General features: G+C 46.6%; 14 protein-coding genes and 1 pseudogene. 6 read left to right on the forward strand and 9 right to left on the reverse strand.

Going from position 1 to position 18,992, the window contains the following annotated elements; translation table 11 throughout:
• Positions 1 to 26: 26 nt before the first annotated feature.
• The 9 genes and pseudogenes from GLV81_RS18610 to GLV81_RS21825 all read right to left on the reverse strand — a co-directional run.
• Positions 27 to 3,344, reverse strand: a complete 3,318-nt coding sequence (locus GLV81_RS18610) for a T9SS type A sorting domain-containing protein (RefSeq protein WP_157480505.1) — start codon at positions 3,342 to 3,344, stop codon at positions 27 to 29.
• A 94-nt stretch (positions 3,345 to 3,438) separates the two neighbouring features.
• The gene (locus tag GLV81_RS18615; RefSeq protein WP_197428765.1) at positions 3,439 to 4,665 is read right to left on the reverse strand and encodes a hypothetical protein; all 1,227 of its coding nucleotides are present in this window, start codon (positions 4,663 to 4,665) and stop codon (positions 3,439 to 3,441) included.
• Positions 4,666 to 4,965: 300 nt separating this feature from the next.
• Positions 4,966 to 6,225: an AMP-dependent synthetase/ligase gene (locus tag GLV81_RS18620; RefSeq protein ID WP_246186118.1), complete on the reverse strand. Its 1,260-nt coding sequence runs from the start codon at positions 6,223 to 6,225 to the stop codon at positions 4,966 to 4,968.
• On the reverse strand, positions 6,182 to 6,772 hold the full coding sequence (locus tag GLV81_RS20865) for an AMP-binding protein (protein WP_246186119.1): 591 nt from the start codon (positions 6,770 to 6,772) through the stop codon (positions 6,182 to 6,184). The genes GLV81_RS18620 and GLV81_RS20865 overlap by 44 nt, the downstream gene beginning before the upstream one ends.
• A gap of 158 nt (positions 6,773 to 6,930) precedes the next feature.
• Positions 6,931 to 7,599: a YceI family protein gene (locus GLV81_RS18625; protein ID WP_157480509.1), complete on the reverse strand. Its 669-nt coding sequence runs from the start codon at positions 7,597 to 7,599 to the stop codon at positions 6,931 to 6,933.
• A gap of 97 nt (positions 7,600 to 7,696) precedes the next feature.
• On the reverse strand, positions 7,697 to 8,698 hold the full coding sequence (locus tag GLV81_RS18630) for a tetratricopeptide repeat protein (protein WP_157480511.1): 1,002 nt from the start codon (positions 8,696 to 8,698) through the stop codon (positions 7,697 to 7,699).
• Between the two features lie 122 nt (positions 8,699 to 8,820).
• Complete coding sequence (locus tag GLV81_RS18635) at positions 8,821 to 10,512, reverse strand: putative transporter (protein WP_157480513.1); 1,692 nt, start codon at positions 10,510 to 10,512, stop codon at positions 8,821 to 8,823.
• Positions 10,513 to 10,665: 153 nt separating this feature from the next.
• Positions 10,666 to 10,974 (reverse strand): thioredoxin domain-containing protein, encoded by a 309-nt coding sequence (locus tag GLV81_RS21820; protein ID WP_425500020.1) that lies wholly within the window; start codon positions 10,972 to 10,974, stop codon positions 10,666 to 10,668.
• Positions 10,960 to 11,300: pseudogene (locus GLV81_RS21825) on the reverse strand (redoxin domain-containing protein); the annotation flags it as partial. The gene GLV81_RS21820 and the pseudogene GLV81_RS21825, both read right to left, overlap by 15 nt.
• Before the next feature lie 97 nt (positions 11,301 to 11,397).
• Here GLV81_RS21825 and GLV81_RS18645 point away from each other — a divergent pair.
• The 6 genes from GLV81_RS18645 (at position 11,398) to GLV81_RS18665 (ending at position 18,934) form a co-directional block, all read left to right on the forward strand.
• A complete protein-coding gene (locus GLV81_RS18645; protein ID WP_246186122.1) occupies positions 11,398 to 11,865 on the forward strand; it encodes an RrF2 family transcriptional regulator in 468 nt (155 codons plus the stop codon).
• Between the two features lie 18 nt (positions 11,866 to 11,883).
• A complete protein-coding gene (gene glpK, locus GLV81_RS18650) occupies positions 11,884 to 13,362 on the forward strand; it encodes a glycerol kinase GlpK (RefSeq protein ID WP_157480515.1) in 1,479 nt (492 codons plus the stop codon).
• A gap of 177 nt (positions 13,363 to 13,539) precedes the next feature.
• Positions 13,540 to 15,342 (forward strand): 5'-3' exonuclease H3TH domain-containing protein, encoded by a 1,803-nt coding sequence (locus tag GLV81_RS20880; protein WP_246186123.1) that lies wholly within the window; start codon positions 13,540 to 13,542, stop codon positions 15,340 to 15,342.
• On the forward strand, positions 15,324 to 16,361 hold the full coding sequence (locus GLV81_RS20885; protein WP_246186124.1) for a DNA polymerase: 1,038 nt from the start codon (positions 15,324 to 15,326) through the stop codon (positions 16,359 to 16,361). Before GLV81_RS20880 ends, GLV81_RS20885 begins: the two co-directional genes overlap by 19 nt.
• Positions 16,362 to 16,750: 389 nt before the next feature.
• Positions 16,751 to 17,776 carry a TlpA family protein disulfide reductase gene (locus GLV81_RS18660; protein WP_157480517.1) on the forward strand — a complete coding sequence of 342 codons (1,026 nt, stop codon included), beginning with the start codon at positions 16,751 to 16,753 and terminating at the stop codon, positions 17,774 to 17,776.
• Between the two features lie 171 nt (positions 17,777 to 17,947).
• Complete coding sequence (locus GLV81_RS18665) at positions 17,948 to 18,934, forward strand: TlpA family protein disulfide reductase (protein WP_197428766.1); 987 nt, start codon at positions 17,948 to 17,950, stop codon at positions 18,932 to 18,934.
• Positions 18,935 to 18,992 lie beyond the last annotated feature (58 nt).

An 18,992-nucleotide genomic window follows, 5' to 3' on the forward strand; every position in this document is an offset into this window, starting at 1 on the left:
AACAAACCCTATTTAAAATGCATTAATTACAACTTATTCAATTTTATTGACTGCTTAAATCCATTTGCGTTATCTTCTACCTGAACAAAATACAAACCTGCAGCCATATGTGCCGGTAAGCGAAGTTGTTGTGTTGGTCCGTTCTGAATAGTTATCGTTTCAGTATGAATAACATTGCCGGTTGCGTTGCTGATACTCAGTTTTACTTTCTGATTTTGCTTAACACCAGACCAATTCAATTGAATCATGTCTTTTGCTGGGTTCGGTTGAATGTTTAATGAGATAGCTGTTTTCTTCCAACCCACCATCTCAATAGCAGAATAAGTAATTTCATTATTCAGGTGAACCATCTTCAACCGATACCACAATCTGTCAGCATTGGATTGTGGCAAATCAGTCAATTGGTATTGGTATTTGCTTACGAAACTGTTGGGGTTCACTTTTTCAACTGGAGAAAAATCAACACCATTTGTGCTTCTTTCAATAACAAAATATTGTAATCTGTCGATATCGGCAGTAGCCCAGTTGAGCAGTACTTGTTGGCCAAAACTTGCTGCTTTAAACCGCAGCAGTTTAATAGGCAATACACAAGAGCCAATTTGAATAACTGCACTGTTATAAGCTGTAACCTGGCAAGGAGCAGCATCTGCCAAAGAAATATTAGAAGCCTGAGTAGCGACTACAACCCGGAAATAAACTTCACGGTTAGGATCATTAAATGATTCAGTAACTGCAGAATCTATTCGACCATTGGTCGGATTGTACGGGTCGTTTGGCGTTGGCAATTCCATCACTGGTGTTACAGCATTCCAGGGCCCGTTTGATCCATATGCCCATTGAAATTGATAGGCGTCGTATTGCGTAAAAGCTCCGGTAGATTCTATCCAGTTGCCCATAATTTGGAAACGCTGACCAATACAAAAGGCCGATGGTTCCGGATCGATAACTGGGTCTGCATCAACGTTTACGCTGGCACTCGGTCCACGGGTAATGATGCTGATGTCATCAATCGCCCAGTCGTTACCATCGCCACCGGGTGAATTGTTGCGGATACTAAAATTAAAATCACCACTACTTGCTCCGGTGGCAAATACAAACTGTTTTTGAATCCAACCATCGCTGGTATCAATGGGGCCAGTGGTATAATATGCCTGATTGTTTACATCAAACGTAAGGCTTGGCTTAACGCCTTGACGACGAGGGTCGGTATCTGCGGGGTTGGTATTGCGGATGTTTTGACCATTCAAAGAGTTTACACCGCAACTTGGACATACATTTTTGAACCACGCTTTGAAGTTGTAGAATGTGCCGGGACACAATCCGGTGATAGTTTGTTCAACCACCCTTGTAGGCACATAATCTGCGTTTACAATGAGCATGTAACCACCAGAGTCGGCGGTGGCAACAGCTAAATTACCTGTAGCATCGCTGGTGCCAGTGTGGTCGCCACCAACATACCAGTGAGTAAATACCCTATCGGCATGGTTGATGGCAATGGCATTGCTTGTTTGCGCCTGATTACCGGCAGTGTTTTTAGAAATGGAGTAGAAGCCATCACCAGGCGCACCTGTAGCAATGGTGGTTTTGGTAAGAGCAGAACTTGTTAATGACCCTGGCCCATCGATATTGGTGCCGCCGCCAAAAGTTCCGTTGTCAAAAGCTGAAAACAGATTGGCGCCGCGACTGGAGTAAGAGGCAGGCAACGTAGGATCACTTACAACGATTTGTGTAAACAACTCGCTGTTTTCTGAGCTATTGATATTATAACTTAACATTTGACTTGCAGTGGCAAGCTCTGAATAACTGTAAAATGTAGTTGAACTAATATCATATACATCGCCAATAGTAGCTGTGGATGGAATAATAACGGCAATAGAAGCAACTACGATAGAACGCCCGTTATAATAACTAGGTATTGTTGTGCCTGCACCGCTACCAATTACTCTACCACCCCAACGTTCGTTGGTACCAGCTTCAAGGGAAGCAAAAGAAGTAGCGGTTGGTTTCTCACCCAACATGATATCAGCATACCCTCCAACACTGTTGTAATTACCCATATCATCCCCACCGGCATCCGTAAGTCCGCTTATATTTCCACTGGCTCCTGTAAATGCCGTGCCGCACGGAGAAGCACCAGGTGCTGTAGGATCAGAAAAGTCAAACCCCTTATTGTCTTTTACCCGCATTGAGTTGTTCTTGTAAGTAAACTTCGGGTCTATATAAATTCTGGCTTTCAGGTTATAAATAGGAGTGCTGGAGGCGTAGTCTACCGTCACTTTGATTTCTACAGAGTCCCCAGGTTGGAATGTTCCGCCAGTTGGACGGGTAAGATTGGAAATACTTTGAGAAATGCGTGGTACCAAGGTAGCAGCCGGAGCACTTGCATTCGCATTTACGGGAGTTGCGTATGCAGAGTAGTTCAATGCTAAATCATAATGAGCAATAGTATAACGATAGTTCTGGCCTGAAGCTACTGTATTGTCTACATACTCCTCCTCACCAGGTGCAAGGTTGGCAATGATAGTCCAAGAGCCGATTGTACGTACACCATCTGCAGCTGTGCTACTGGTGGTATAAGTGCCCTGATCATTTAGTGCGGTTGGCGTACCGCTGGTACTATTTATTCTTAAAACAAGTGTACCCTGAACGCCGGTTGCAGCATCACTACCGTTGCTCCATCTTATTTGTATAGCATCAGACGCTGTCCGAACAACATTCAAACATGATGGCGCTACAGGTTTCACAACGTCTGTGGTTGGAGAATTACTCACATACATTACCATGTCATCATGGTATTGTGTAATACTGGAGGTAGAACTGGTATACGCTCTAACAAATGGATTGGCTGTAAGGGCTAAAATACCTGAGTTTTGCCGGGCAAAAGTAAACCGTTGCCATGTAGTGGTAATATTGAAATCAGTAGAAGCGGCATAGTCAATACCACCGAGCGTTACACCGGCTCTTTTTCTGCCTGTAGTACCACTGGCGCTTCTTCCCCAAGCTAGTACATGCACATATTGGCCAGCAGGAACCGAAGTTGTCCATCCGGTATGCCGAATATAACTACCAGAGGTACTACCATTACTGGTTTGGAGGCCTCTTATACCTGTGCGCAAAGAGGTATTATTTACAGTGGCGCCTGCAGCAACACCAGTAAATGTGTAACCCGTAAGGGCATTGTCTTCTAAACCTCTGTTGAAATCATCTCCGGTGCTCAGCTGAGCAAATGACACAACTTGGCCGATAAGGCCAATAGCCAATAGCAGCCAATACTGGCTGTATTTCTTTCCAGGGTTGAGTTGGCCAATACCTTTCCAGGTATTTAACCAAGATTGGGTAAACATAAGCTTTCCTTTCTTTTGGGTATCTTGTTAAGGGCCAAGGTTTCGAAAGGGTGCTTGTGCGGATGGCTGGGTATGGCGCCACCCGAAGGCATGCTTATTCTATCCAGAATTTTTCAGAATCAATTAATTGTCCTTGTTCATTTATCATGTGCAGTACATACAGGGCTTTAGCCAATCCTTGTGTATTGACTGTAACATTGCTCTGTCCTGCGGCTTGTATCGTTTGTTGGCGCATTACCCTGCCCGCAGCATCAATGGTGCGAAGCTGGAAATTGCCTGTCAATGGTCTGCTGAATTCTATTTTTAATTGTCCTGAACCCGCTGTTTGCAGCATTCTGCTTATGACAGCAGAGCTCAAATTGCTGTTGCGCAATGCTATTTGCTTGCTGTAGCTGGTTTTTCCGTCTACATCTACCTGCATCAACCGATAGTGGCTTTGCTGACTTTCTATGCTGGGTTGGTAGGTAAACTGGTAATGCAGCGGTGCTGTACTATTACCTCCGGGTGCTTTGCTTGGTACAAAACCAACCGATTCAAAATGTTGCCCATCAGCAGCATATTGCACATAAAAGCCCTTATTGTGTTGTTCTGCAAACGTGCTCCACTGCAGTTGATGCCCCTTGCTGTTAAGCTCTCCGGTAAAGGCACCCATGGTTACAGGCTGTACCAACTGGCATGTAGTATTGGTGCTCACAAAGGGGTTCATGTACAAGCTCAAATTGAGGCCCGATTCAGAGGGCACAGTATTCCAGCTATTATCCGACCATTTTTCCCAAGCATAGTTGGGGGTGCGGCCCGATAATGATGAATAAATGGCCAAAGAATCGCTGGGCCAACTCAATGATGAAAAATCAACTGATAAAAAGAACTTTTTAGAAGCGGGTAAGCTAATGGCGGCAGGAAAATAGATATCGGTTTTATCGTTGAGGAGAACATCTATCCTGATGTTTTCCAGCGTAGTACTGGTAGAGCCCAATAAGGCACCCGGAGTATTGCTCGTACCATCATACACTTTGATGTTGATGGTTTTATTCAACCCCGCTTGATTGATGCTGTTGGCCTTGGCAAAATAGATATAGCAACGGGTGATGTAGGTGTTGGCTGTTGCAGACAAATCAAAAAAGTGAGCTTTTTCTTTGTCGCCATAGGTATTGGTGCCGGTTCTGTAACCTGTGTTGGCGCCATCTATAATGGCATAATTGGAACGGCCCCAGCCAGAAGGAATTGGATAATTAATGGTATCACATCCGGCAGCATTGGAAACAATAGCAGAAGTGGATTGACTGTTCGCTATGCCAGACAGCATGAGCAAACCAGACATGAGAATTGCCGGGCAGATTTCTTTCATGGGTTTGAAAAGTAGTAGAACGAAATTAACAACTTTTGCACAACTTGTTACAACATCGATGTTTTTCCTCCAAAAATTCGACGAAATTGGGGGAACGATTACAGTTGCAACAAAAGGCGGGTTCTGGTATTCGTCGGTCTAAACCATTGATTATGAATGCATTTACGGTGATAAAAACAGATACATAGAAAATCGCACAGGTCATTGTTGGACCATAAAAAAAACCGGACTATTTGTACAAATAGTCCGGATTCGGTCTCGAAAAACGCCCAATTAAGCGTAAATCCGCTCAATAGCGTCCTTGTATTTTTCCATCACCACCTTCCTTTTAATCTTCAAAGTAGGGGTGAGTTCGCCGGTGTCAATGGTCCACTCTTGTGGCAACAGTTCAAACTTTTTCACCTGTTCTACATGGTTGAAAAAGGTGTTGAATGTTTCTACCAATTGCTGGTAATGTGCCAGCACCTTTGGGTGTCGGATAGTTTCTTCCGGAGTGGTAAAGGCGATGCCCTGATGCCGCATCCACTCCCGCAGGGTGGGGAAGCCCGGTACAATCAACGCACCTACAAATTTTCGCTCGGCACCTACAATCATGATTTGCTCAATGAAAGGCGATTCTTTCAACTTGTTTTCCAAAGGCTGAGGCGCCACGTATTTACCACCACTGGTTTTAAACAGCTCTTTCTTTCTGTCGGTAATTTTTAAAAAGCGAACACCTTTCACTTCTTCCCACACACCAATATCACCTGTCAACAACCAGCCATCCTGAATGGTTTCAGCAGTGAGATCGGGGCGCTTGTAATAGCCCTGCATTACACTGGGGCCTTTTACCAATATTTCTCCGTCTTCGGCCAGCTTCACTTCCTGCCCTTCAATAATGGGGCCCACGGTGCCAAATTTGGTTTGGCCTTCCATGCGTCGATTTACCGAAATCACGGGGCTGTTTTCGGTAGGGCCATAGCCTTCAAACACCGGAATGCCTCCCGCATTAAAAATGCGCAGCAATCGCTCCTGGCAAGCGGCACCACCTGTTATGATGAATTCAATATTGCCGCCAAGTCCTTCACGCCATTTACTAAAAATGAGTTTGTTGGCCAGCTTCAGCTGCACATTGTACAGCAAACCTTTCGATTGCAGATTATCGTACTGCAAACCCAAATCAACCGCCCAGTTAAACAGCTTGCGTTTAGTGCCGCTGAGCTCCTGCCCTTTGGCCATAATTTTTTCGAACACTTTTTCCAATAGCCGGGGCACTGTGGTGAAGCCGGTGGGTTGCACTTCCTTCAGGTTTTCACCAATGGTTTCAAGGCTTTCGGCGTAGTAAATACTAATGCCACTCAAGGTGTAGATGTAGGTAATCATCCTTTCGAAAATGTGATTGAGCGGCAGAAAACTCAACACCTTTTTACCGGGCTGATTATCGAACGGAAAACTCTTGGCAGAGTTGAAAACGTTGCTCAAAATATTGTGGTGCGATAGCATTACACCTTTAGGAACACCGGTGGTGCCACTGGTATAAATAATAGTGGCCAAATGGTGCGGCTGTATAGGTTGCTTGGCTTGTTGCAAAGCGGCTGCTGCTTGCTGCTGTAGGCTGCTGCTGCAACTGTGTCCAGCTGGCAGCACCTGTTACTTCATCAAAGCAAAAAATATGTTTGAGGCTAGGCACATGCGGTGATACGCTGATGATTTTTTCATACAAATCTTCCGAACCGGCAAACACACATTTTACCTCTGCGTCGTTGAAAATAAATTCTAACTCACGTGGATTTGTGGTGGGATAAATCGGGCAAAGAATCAAGCCTGCTTGCTGACAAGCCAAATCAACAAACACCCATTCGGGCCGGTTAGCACTCAGCATGGCTACTTTATCGGCACCGGTTGGGCTGTAATCGCCGGCACTCAGGCCAAGGCTCAGCAGGTTGGCACTCAGCGTATCAATTATTTCCTGAACCTGTTGGGTTGAATATGTTTTCCAGTCACCATTTTCTTTTGCCGCCAGCAAGGTATAATCTCCAAACCGTTCCAGGCGATGGGGTAATAAATCAAACAGGCGGGTAGGCAAGCCATTCGTCGTCATGGGGCAATCGTTTAAGGCTGAAAATTCGGGGAATTGAACGAAAGCGCCAGCAATTGCAGGTACTTTTCTGATAACCGATGGTTAATGCAAGAGCTGTAAAAAATAAAAAGACCACCGTTTCACAAACGATGGTCTTTTTATGGATGGGAAAGCTCAGCTTATTGGGCCTTATTGGCTTTGATATTGAGCTTCAGGTTTACCTCTTTTTTAATGAACCAATCGGCAGGATTGTTGGGTCCTTTGTAGTTCATGCCCCACAGCGTACGGTCGATGTTGAAATCGGCTGTAGTGCTTACACTGGCCGAATCGATGTTAACGATGGCAGGAAAAGCAATGCTTTTGGTAGAGTCTTTCAAAGTAAGGTTGCCTGTAATGATATGTGTGGCACCGGCCAGTTTGCTGGTAGCAGTAGCAGAATCATACACTGCTACACTGGCAATTTCAAACTTGGCAGCAGGGAATGTAGCCGCGTCAAAAAAGTCGGGGCTCTTGAGGTGGCCTTCCAGTTTGCCCTTGTCTTCTCCCTGCAGGTCGAGCACATTGAGCGAACCGATATTGATGGTGAATGAACCGCTGGCAATGTTGTTGCTGCTGTCGATGGTAAGGCTACCACCGCTGAGCATAAATGTACCGTTGTGTTGGCCATTTTGCTTGGTACCAATCCAGCCAATGGAGCTGCCTACAGTATCTACGGTAAAAGTGCTACCTGTACCGCTGGCAGCAGCGGTGGCTTCGCCGGTGTTGGCGCTGTCGGCTTCGGGGGCGCTTTGGCAGGCGGTCATTAGCAAGCCGGCAGCCAATAAAGCAGTCAATGCTTGATTCTTCATAAACGTTTAAGTATTTGAGATGATGGAATTAAAAAAGCAAGACAAAAATTGCCTTGCTTTTGTTCGCCAAAAAAGATGCCAAAATAAGGTTGATGACCTAATGGTAATATTGACCTTCGGTCATTTTGAAAAGCTTGTTGCGTTGAAACTGGTTGAAACTAACATACTCATCCGGATGTGTTTTTGTCCAGTTTTGGAAGGCATTCAAATTGGCCACGCTGCCAAACAGCCATTGGTTGTAGGCATCAAACACCCCTTCTTGCAGCAATTGACGTTGGTGTTCAAATATTTTAAATGGAAACTTAGCGGCCAAAGGGCTATTGTACCAATCCAGCAAAAAGCGGGTACGCATGGCCGTCAGTATTTCGGGGTTGATGCCATTGCTCGCCAGAGGCTCTTGTTTTAGCAACATTTTCGACGCTTCTATCTGAAAAGGCGATGCGGTTTTGCTGGCTTCCAACCCAAAAGCAAACAAGCGTTTGTAGCTGTCGTACATAATGTTTTTGGTTTCTACAGTGCGGGTGCTGTAGCTCTCCATGTTCACAAAAATCTCACCATATATCACCGCCCAAAAATGATCGTTTTGCTCTGCATAGTACCGTGCTGCGTGGTAGTAGTTGCCAGGATATGCCGGGTCGAATTGTATGCCTTTTTCCCAGTACACAATACCAGCGTTGGCGCCGGGCTGAACCAGTTCTAAAAACTCACCATAGTCGGCATACAAGGCACCACTTTTGGGAAAGGTTTGCAAGCCAATGCGGTACACGAGCTCCGCTTCTTTGATATTGCGACCACCCCGCAGCAGCATACACGTAATCTGATAAGTACGGTCGTCGGCATTTTTCGATTCGGCCATGGGGCGCATCAAATCGTAGCCCACTTTGTACTGGCCGGCCAAAAAATAAGCAAAGCCCAAATCGTTGACGATTTCGGTATTGGCCGGTTCCAGCTCGGCCGCTTTTTTCAATACAATAATGGCATTGCCGTAATCATTTTGCTGCAGGTACCGCACACCGTTTTCGTGCAGCTGTTGAGCATCTTGACTCCAGGCGGTGCTGCTCAGCAGGCAGCTGACCATACATATCCAAACTATACGCATGGCACAAATTTAGCCAGCGGTGCCAATGCGGTCAAGAAATTAACAGAACCAGTATGCCGCCATAAAAAACACCTGCCGGAAAAGACCGACAGGTGTTGGGGGTTTATAGCAAGCTTACCGGGCTATTGTAAAAACAAAAGAATAAACAATTGGGCCGCCAAAATGCGGGCAATGGTTACCAGCGGATACACGGTGGCGTAAGCCTGAGCCGGTACATCGCCTTTGAAATAACCGTTGCAAAACGCCAGTGTAGGCGGGCTGGTGTAAGTGCCACCTATCATACCGGCTATTTGTAAAAAGTTGATTTTGAAAACGAGCCGGCCTACCAGCGCTATAAAAATGACAGGGATGGAAGTAATGGCCATACCATATACCAGCCACATCCAACCATTGTTGGCCATAAAGCTTTCGTACAAGGTTTTACCGGCATTGATACCCACGGCTGCAAAAAACAACGCAATACCAAAATCCCGCATAAACCAGGCGGCGCTTTGGTTCATGTAGCTGTGTAAATGCGCTACACCGCCATAGCGGCTAATGAAGATGGCCACCAGCAACGGACCGGCTGCAATACCCAGTTTTACCGGTACGGGCAAGCCAGGTATGGCCAGCGGAATAGAGCCCAGTATGAGCCCGAGAATGATGCCTACAAAAATGGTGGCCAGTTCCGGCTCGGCCAGCCGGTGGCGGCTATTGCCCAAAAATTGTTCCGCATTTTTCAACTCACTTACGGGGCCAACTACACGCAGTGTATCGCCCATGTGTACCACAAAATCCCGGGTGGCTATCAGCTCCATACCACCCCTGAAAATGCGGGTGACTTTTACACCGTATGCCGACTCCATATTGAGTTGCGCCAACGACTTTTGTGTAGCGTTGTTTTTGGTAACGGTAATGTCGCGGCTTTCAATTTCTTCATCACTGGTAATGAAGTTGTCGGTACTTACACGGCCCAGCATGGTTACCACCACATCTACATCATCGGGTAGGCCCACCAGCATCAGCACGTCTCTTTCTTTCAGCACTGTATCAGCAGTGGGTGTACTCACTTTGGTTGTACCGCTGCATTTAATGCGGGTTACAATCACATCTTTCAGGCTCTCTTTGTTCAGCAGTTCGCCCAGGGTTTTGCCAAAAGCGTTGGGGTTGGTTACCCGGCATTTTACCACACTGGGGTGCGGGTAGTCTTTCTGTCGTTTTTCTTCAAACCGCTGTTGCTCATCTTTCACTTTTACTTTAAAAATTTTCATGAAAAGAATGATGAGCAAAATTTCGCCCACGGCACCAAAGGGATAGGCAATGGCATACCCGTTGGCGGGGTCGGCATAGGTGCCTTGTTTTACAGCCGCTACTTCTTTCAGCACACTTTTAGCAGCGCCGAGGCTGGGCGTATTGGTAACGGCACCAGTCATAATACCTGCCATATTTTCGGCAGTAGTACCAGTGCTGCGCATGATAATCCAGGCCACTAAAAAACTGATGAAAACAGCTGTTATGGCAATGCCATTCATCACCAGCCCGTCTTTTTTGAGTGATGCAAAAAAAGATGGGCCCACTTGAAGGCCCACTGCATATACAAAAAGTATGAGGCCAAAGTCTCTGATATAATGCATGGTTTCGGTATGCAGGCTGTAACCGAGGTGGCCCATGAGTAAGCCTACAAACAATACACCGGCAGCACCGATGCCTACCTTGGCTACTTTGAGGCGGCCAAGCAATACGCCACCGGTAATGGCGGCAGCTACAAATACAATGGTTTGTGCGGTGGTTGGATCATCCGAGGGTAAGAGTAAGTCTTTAATAAATTGGAACATGGTATGGTAATTTGGTTATGGTATCAATTCGGGCATAAAAGTACTTCGCCAAAATACCACGTTGATATGATAAAACTCATGGGCTTGCATTAAAAAAGCCGAACTGTTTCCAGTATCGGCTTTGATAAATGTGTGTACGTGGGATGTGATGGATTATTTATTGGGCTGTGGCGTATACCGCAGGTAAGGTTTTACTTCGGTCACACCTTTGTCAAACTTTTTAATGGCATCAGCAGTGCTGATAGCGGGCACCACAATCACATCTTCACCATCTTTCCAATCTGCCGGTGTAGCCACACTGTATTGTGCTGTCAACTGCAGACTGTCTACCACCCGCAACACTTCTACAAAATTGCGGCCTGTGCTGGCAGGGTAGGTAATGATGAGTTTTACTTTTTTATCAGGACCAATGATGAACAGGCTGCGAACAGTAAAGTTTTCACTGGCGTTGGGGTGAATCATGTCGTACAAAGTAGCCACGTTGCGGTCTTCGTCGGCAATGATGGGAAACTGCACATTCGTATGCTGTGTTTCGTTGATGTCGCCTATCCAGCCTTTGTGTTTTTCCGATCATCTACACTCACGGCCAGCACTTTTACGTTGCGCTTGGCAAACTCATCGGCCAGCTGTGCAGTACGGCCCAGCTCGGTGGTGCACACAGGCGTGTAATCTGCCGGGTGGCTAAACAGGATGCCCCAGCTGCTGCCGAGGTATTCATAAAAATTAATATCGCCAACACTGGTTTTGGCATTGAAGTCGGGGGCTATGTCGCCAAGTCTTAAGCTCATGATTGATACGGTTTGAGCAGCAAATATAATTGTTCACTCGAAAAGTGAACAATATGCATGATAATTAACAGTAGCTTTGTGAACAGCGCTTACCATTATGCTTTCTCAAAAAACCAAATACGCCCTTCAGGCATTGTCGAAACTGGCTGTGAATTACGGAAAAGGACCAACGCTCATTCCGCTCATTGCCGAAGAAAAAGGGATACCGCTTCGTTTTCTTGAAAACATTTTGCACGAACTGAAACAAGAAGGTTTACTCATCAGCCATCGTGGCCGCAATGGCGGTTATGAATTGGCGAAGCATCCTTCCCGCATCAAACTGGCTACCATCATTCGCTTGGTAGACGGACCAATTGCCATGCTCAGCTGTGTAAGCCTGCACTTTTACGAACCCTGCGATGGTTGCAATGAAAAACACTGCGGCCTCAAAGGTGTAATGGCCGAAGCCAGAGACGCCATTTTGGTGTGCTCGAAAAGAAAACCCTCGCCGATATTATGGATGATTGATGCGGCGCATGAGCAGGCATTTTTCCCGCCATGGTTTTCCCTATCTTTCTTTTTCTAAAAGTAAAAACGATAGGCCATGCGGTATGTTGCAGCAATTGATCAGGGAACCACGTCCAGCAGATTTATGGTGTTTGATATGGGGGGCAATATTGTAGCCAGTGCCCAGCAAGAACACCAGCAAATTTTTCCGCAGCCAGGTTGGGTAGAACACGACCCCGAAGAAATAGCCAGCAAAGTAAAACTTGTAACTGCAGAAGCCCTCATTACCAAAGGCTTGCTGGCAACAGATATTGTGGCCATTGGCATTACCAACCAACGAGAAACCACCGTGGTGTGGAACAAGCATACGGGTAAGCCTTACTACAACGCTATTGTATGGCAAGATACCCGCACCGAACATTTGGTAAAACAGCTGAACGAACAGCTGGGCCACAATGCCTGGCAGCAAAAAACAGGACTTCCTTTTGCTACTTACTTCAGCTCCTTAAAACTGAAATGGCTGCTGGATAACGTGGATGGATTGCAGCAGGCGGCAGAGCAAGGCGATGCCCTTTTTGGCAACATGGATACCTGGCTGCTGTGGAAGGAAACCGGCGAACACAAAACCGATGTGACCAATGCCAGCCGCACCCAGCTCATGCATTTGGAAACGCTGGATTGGGATGATGAGATTTTACAAACACTCAATATTCCCCGGCAAATGCTGCCGCAGATTGTGCCCAGCTCCGGCTACTTTGGTACCATACAGCAGGGGGCTTTCAAAGGCATCAATATTATGGGTGTGTTGGGCGACCAGCAAGCGGCATTGGTGGGCCAAACTTGCTTTGAACCCGGCCAGGCCAAAAACACTTACGGCACCGGTTGCTTTATGCTCATGAACACCGGCGAGAAAATAGTGCCCAGCACCAAGGGCCTGCTTACTACCGTGGCTTACAAACTGGGTCAGCAGCCGGTACACTATGCACTGGAAGGCAGCATTGCCATCACCGGATCGCTGGTGCAATGGTGCCGCGATAACCTGGGCATTATCGACAAAAGCAGCGATATAGAAACACTGGCCGCCAGCGTACCCGACAATGGCGACGTCTATTTTGTACCCGCCTTTAGTGGCTTGTACGCTCCTTACTGGCGGGCCGATGCCCGTGGTGTAATCACCGGGCTCACCGGCTATGCCACCAAGGCACACATTGCCCGGGCCGTGCTGGAAGCCACTGCGTACCAAACGCTAGATGTGCTGCTGGCCATGCAGGCCGATAGCGGCATTACCCTCGATGCACTGAATGTGGATGGCGGTATGACGGCCAACAATTTGCTCATGCAGTTTCAAGCCGATATGGTGCAGGTGCCAGTACAAGTACCGATGGTGAATGAAACCACCTGTTTGGGTGCGGCCTATGCAGCAGGCCTGGCCTCGGGCTATTGGAAAAGCGTAGACGACCTTAAAGCCAATCATCAAATCAACAAACGCTGGCAGCCCGCCATGCAGCAAGACCTGCGCCATCACTTGCACTTGCGTTGGCAAAAAGCAATTGGTAAAAGTTTGGATTGGATGTAGGAAAAGTTTGCAGTATGTAGTTTGCAGTTTGCAAGAAAATCCGCGAAAATCTGTTTCATCCGTTGCATCAGCGTCCCATTGTATTCAATCCGCATCCCATCCCAAGCCGTTTGCAGCTTACCGATAAACAGTTTACTTTGACCCGTTGGCTGCCGAAACCGGCCACGCAAAGTCTACATGAAAAAGTTATACCTGCTCGACGCATTTGCCCTCATCTTTCGTGCCTACTATGCCCTCATCCGCAACCCCCGCATTACCAGCACAGGCCGCAACACCAATGCGCAGTTTGGTTTTACCAATACCCTGCTCGAACTCATCAATAAAGAAAAACCTTCGCACATTGCAGTGTGCTTCGATACCGCTGCACCTACTGAACGCCATACCGATTTTACCGACTACAAAGCCAACCGCCAGGAAGCACCGGAAGACCTGCTGGCTGCAGTGCCCGATATCAAACGCATCATCCAGGGCTTCAACATACCGGTGGTAGAAGTAGATGGCTACGAAGCCGATGATGTAGTGGGTACCATTGCCTGGCAGGCGGCCGACCTGGGCTACGAAGTATACATGGTAACGCCCGACAAAGACTATGGCCAGCTGCTCACCAAAGAAGGCGTGTACATCTACAAGCCGGCGGCTTTTGGCAACGGCCCCGAAATTTTGAAGGCCGAAGACATTTGCCAGAAATGGGACATTGACAATGTAGCGCAGGTGATAGATATGCTGGGCATGATGGGCGATGCGGTAGACAACATACCCGGCATACCCGGCGTAGGCGAAAAAACCGCCGCCAAACTGCTGAAGCAATACGGCAATATGGAAGCCGTGCTGGCCGATGCCGACAACATCAAAGGTGCCTTGGGCGAAAAAATACGCAATGGCAAAGAGCTGGCCGTGATGAGTAAAAAACTCGCCACCATTATTACCAATGTGCCCGTGCAGTTTCACGAAGAAGATTACAAGCTGGGCGAGTGGAACAAAGAAGCGCTGAAAGAAGTATTTACCGAACTGGAATTTAAAACACTCGGTCGCCGTATACTCGGTACCGATTTTGATGCGGCCGCTGGTGCCGCCCCGCAAGGTGTACAGCAAGATTTGTTTGGCAATGCCGTAGCCACCCCTGCTGCCAAAAGTGACAGCCTGCAGGAAAAAGACGAGCCGGTGCAAATGGAAGTGGATAAGAACATCAACAACACGCCGCATACTTATCACTTGCTGGATAACGCAACGGCAATTGATGCATTTGTACAAGCAGCTTTGCAGCAGTCAGAAATTTGTTTTGATACAGAAACCACCAACATCGATGCCAACCTGGCCGAGCTGGTGGGCATGAGTTTTGCATTTACGCCACACGAAGCTTACTACGTGCCTTGTCCTGCTGATAGAGCAGCCACACTGGAGTTGCTGCAGCATTTCAAACCGTTGTTTGATAAGCCCGACATCACCTGGATTGGCCAAAACATCAAGTACGATTTGTTGCTGCTGAAATGGTACCAAACCGAGCTGGCCGGCCCCGTGTACGATACCATGCTGGCCCACTATGTGGCCGAGCCCGAAGGCCGTCGCAGTATGGATTTGCTGGCAGCGCAATACCTCGGCTACCAGCCCGTGAGCATTACCGAACTCATTGGTAAAAAAGGAAAGGATCAGGGCAACATGCGGGATGTAGAAATTGAAAAGATAAAAGACTACGCTGCCGAAGATGCCGATATTACCCTGCAGCTGAAACAGCAGCTGGCACCGCTGGTGCTCGACCGCAAAGTAGACCGGGTACTGAACGAAGCCGAAAACCCGTTGGTGAAAGTGCTCACCGCCATGGAGTTTGAAGGCGTACGGGTAGATGAAACTTTTTTGAACGACTACAGCAAGCTGCTGGAGCAGGATGCATCGGCTGCTGAAAAAGAGTGTATGAAAATGCCGGTGTCAAATTCAACCTGGCATCGCCAAAGCAATTGGGCGAAGTGTTATTCGACAAACTGAAGCTGGACCCATCCGCCAAAAAAACCAAAACTGGCCAATACCAAACCGGTGAAGATGTACTGCTGAAGCTCGCCGCCAAGGGCCACAACATTGTAGACGACATTCTAACGTTTCGTGAATTGACGAAGCTGAAAAGCACTTATGTAGATGCGTTGCCGCAACTCATCAATCCGAAAACGGGCCGGGTGCATACCACGTATGCACAGGCGGTGGCTGTAACGGGCCGCCTCAGCAGCAACAACCCCAACCTGCAAAACATACCGGTGCGTACCGACCGCGGTCGTGAAATACGCAAGGCCTTTGTGCCCCGCGACAACAATCACCTGCTCATCAGTGCCGACTACTCACAAATAGAACTGCGGGTGGTAGCGGCCATTAGTGGCGATGCTAACATGTGTGCAGCCTTCCGCGATGGCAAAGACATTCACACCGCTACGGCTTCCAAAGTGTATGGCATACCCGAAAGCGAAGTAACCAAAGAGCAACGCTACAAAGCAAAGAGTGTAAACTTCGGCATCATTTACGGTCAGGGTGCTTTTGGCCTGGCCGATAACCTCGGCATCAGCCGTACCGAAGCCAAAGAAATCATCGACAATTACAAGCGGGAGTTTAGCGGCATACAACAGTACATGAACAACATGGTGAATTTTGCCAAAGAGCACGGCTATGTAGAAACCCTGCTGGGCCGCAAACGCTGGCTGCGGGATATCAATTCCAGCAATTTTACGGTACGGGGTTTTGCGGAGCGCAACGCCATCAACAGCCCCATACAAGGCACTGCCGCCGATATGATCAAACTGGCCATGATAAAAGTGCATGCCGAAATGAAGAAGGCCAAATTTGAAAGCCGCATGATATTACAGGTGCACGATGAATTGTTGTTTGATGCGGTAAAAACCGAAGCTGAAGACCTGAAAGCGCTGATACTGGAATGCATGCGTACCGCCCTGCCACTACCCAACGGCGTACCCGTAGAAGCCGAAGCCGGCATGGGGGAGAATTGGTTGGAAGCGCATTAACCCCCTGCCCCAAAGGGGGTTGAGGTTTTTAGTTTTTTGTTTGTGGTTTCCAGCAACGTCTCCGGTACGGGACGTTGCGTAATTGAAAGTTTGTGTAGCGTTGACGCAAGGTCTCCCACTGGGGACGTTGCCGGGAAGAAAAAGCACCTACGGCCATAAATTTATAGTGTCGAATCACTACATTTAGATATGGGCAAAATAATTATGCCCGGATAGCACCCCTAAAGCCAAATCATTATTGTGGTTAAATTGGGTGGTCCGCCATATCATTTGCTTCCACACATACCTCAACAATACCTGCTTATGCAAAAAGAAACTACACCGGCTGGGCCTTAATACTTTCGTTGCTTGTTGCAGCGGCTTGCCAATCTACCAACAAAAAAGTAGGATTGGTAAAGCTGCATCTTTCTGATTCGGATTTTGCCAAACTGCATGATAAATATGTCTATTTGGGATATAACAGTGTCGGTATCGTAGACTCTGTCCTCGTCAAACAAAAGACGTTGCAATTAGATCCTAACAAAAGAGAAATTAGTTACCATGAACTTTACTCTGTAAGGTATTGGGATGAAAAAAATGGCTATAAGTATTTGCGGCCTGTTGGTTTTCAATCGCCATATGCTAACACGCCGATTATTTTCAGCTCCTTTCTGATTGAAGATAATGCCATTGAAATAGAGCCAGTAGTAGATCAGCAAGACAGCCAGGAGCACAGCTCATTTAAAGGCAGCAAGAAGAATGAGGTAATTTTTAAAAGGATAGAGCTTGAGTATAGTACAAGTACTGAAAAACTTGAGCGGAAATCGATAATAGACAAGAACATACACAAGATTGAACGCTATCCCAATAGTGGAAATCTGCTATATGCTCTCTACATGTACAGAGCACAGTTTACGGTAGATGAATTGAAAACTCAGGTGGCATCCTTTGAGCGAACAAAGGAAACATTACCGCTGATTGAATTACTGGAAGCCTATTACCCTTATGCAGGCAACATCAATAAGGTATATCCAACAGGGTTACAGGTAATTGATCCCAAGGGGCAGTTGCAGTCAATAATGCCTAAAAACAACTATCATGTATTGGTGTTTTGGGCCAGTTGGTGTGGGCCCTGTCGTGCAGAAATACCTTCACTCAAAGCATTATACAGCAAGTATCAGCAGAAGGGCTTGTCCATGACCAGCATCTCCGTAGATAAGAACAACAACGACTGGCAAAAAGCCTTACAACAAGAGCAAATGCCCTGGCCACAATACGTTTCCAATGGCCCTTATCGTAAACAATTAGAACAATTTTTTACCGTTTCTTCCATACCCAAAACAGTGCTGTTTGCACCCGATGGTAAGATGATAGAAATGTATGAAGGCTATCCAAATCGTTTGGGCGAGGTATTGGATTCTGTGTATGCGCAGTAGTTGTTACTACAGGCAGTGTATTTAGTAAAAGAAAAGAGCAATCATCGTTCTAACACAATTCGTTCACACATCTAGTAGTAAATCTCAATGAGGAATCTTCTTTCAGTGCCGATCTCTTTACTGATTATTCTCAGTCTTCTTATTTGCGCAAATGCATCTGCTCAACATACGATGACCTTACAAGTATTCTTCAAAGGTTTTACAACAGTTTCAGCTGTTCAATTACGCATTCATGAACCTACTATATATGCGCCGGTTGTTGATACAATTCCAATCAATCTTTCCAATAATCAATTCACTTATACAACAAGCATTCAAAATAAAACCGTACATGCACAACTAACCTGGAACTATGGTAGTAAAAAAGGATACAGGTATTTTTTGTTGCAAGAAGGCGACAATGTTGTTTCCTTGGGTTTCGTCAATGGCAAAATACAATTCCGGAAGAACCAGTCAGCCATTGATTCTTTACAAAAGAAGTTTGACAAACTGCAGGGTATAAGCTTGCAGCCAACTATACTGAACCAAAGATTAAAATTGGCAACCGCAAATCCGACAAATTTTGCCAGCTTACTGGAACTTGCACATAGCAGTCGGTATGTCCACATGATTTCTGCGGATTCAATGATAATGATGCTTTCGAAATTGGACAATTCGCTACAGCAATCACCCCTTGGTGTAGAGCTGAAGGCCGCAGTAGAAAGGAGAAAACTCACTTATAGGAAAAGTATTTTTCCATCGGTTATGTTTGAGAATGAGGCAGGGAACATAGTAGATATACGTAGTTATCCCAACCAACATTATCTTATTGCATTTGGCGCTACCTGGTGCGGACCATGTAAAGCATTATTGCCCAAAGCCAAAGCAATAGCATCTGAATATCCTGCTCAACAACTCAATGTCATTTATATCAATCTGGATGATGACAAAGTGAAGTGGAAGCAGATGATAAATGACTTCGGAATTTCCAACTGGATACACTTGACGGATACAGTGAAAATGAACAAGAGTCCAATAACAAAACAATTTTCTATTGCTGCCATTCCGCAATACATGCTTGTTGATGCGTCATGGAATATTTTATACAATTCTATGCAGGATCAAGATGGTGATTTGGACAAGGTTTCGGGCCTTTTGAAAAAGATATTTGGAAGATAGATCAACCGTTTTCCTGTAAAGCCTACCTCAAATGACGTTGCCAAAAAAATGCCACCCC

The sequence above is a fragment of the Phnomibacter ginsenosidimutans genome, assembly GCF_009740285.1.
Taxonomy (GTDB): Bacteria; Bacteroidota; Bacteroidia; order Chitinophagales; family Chitinophagaceae; genus Phnomibacter; species Phnomibacter ginsenosidimutans.

Bases quoted from the DNA above. Each gene is read 5' to 3' on its own strand.
- GLV81_RS18645 (WP_246186122.1), top strand. From the start codon at position 11,398: ATGCTTTCTCAAAAAACCAAATACGCCCTTCAGGCATTGTCGAAACTG.
- GLV81_RS20880 (WP_246186123.1), top strand. From the start codon at position 13,540: ATGAAAAAGTTATACCTGCTCGACGCATTTGCCCTCATCTTTCGTGCC.
- GLV81_RS18625 (WP_157480509.1), bottom strand. From the start codon at position 7,599: ATGAAGAATCAAGCATTGACTGCTTTATTGGCTGCCGGCTTGCTAATG.
- GLV81_RS18665 (WP_197428766.1), top strand. From the start codon at position 17,948: ATGACCTTACAAGTATTCTTCAAAGGTTTTACAACAGTTTCAGCTGTT.
- glpK (WP_157480515.1), top strand. From the start codon at position 11,884: ATGCGGTATGTTGCAGCAATTGATCAGGGAACCACGTCCAGCAGATTT.
- GLV81_RS18610 (WP_157480505.1), bottom strand. From the start codon at position 3,344: ATGTTTACCCAATCTTGGTTAAATACCTGGAAAGGTATTGGCCAACTC.
- GLV81_RS18635 (WP_157480513.1), bottom strand. From the start codon at position 10,512: ATGTTCCAATTTATTAAAGACTTACTCTTACCCTCGGATGATCCAACC.
- GLV81_RS18615 (WP_197428765.1), bottom strand. From the start codon at position 4,665: ATGTCTGGTTTGCTCATGCTGTCTGGCATAGCGAACAGTCAATCCACT.
- GLV81_RS21820 (WP_425500020.1), bottom strand. From the start codon at position 10,974: ATGATTCACCCCAACGCCAGTGAAAACTTTACTGTTCGCAGCCTGTTC.
- GLV81_RS20865 (WP_246186119.1), bottom strand. From the start codon at position 6,772: ATGACGACGAATGGCTTGCCTACCCGCCTGTTTGATTTATTACCCCAT.
- GLV81_RS18630 (WP_157480511.1), bottom strand. From the start codon at position 8,698: ATGCGTATAGTTTGGATATGTATGGTCAGCTGCCTGCTGAGCAGCACC.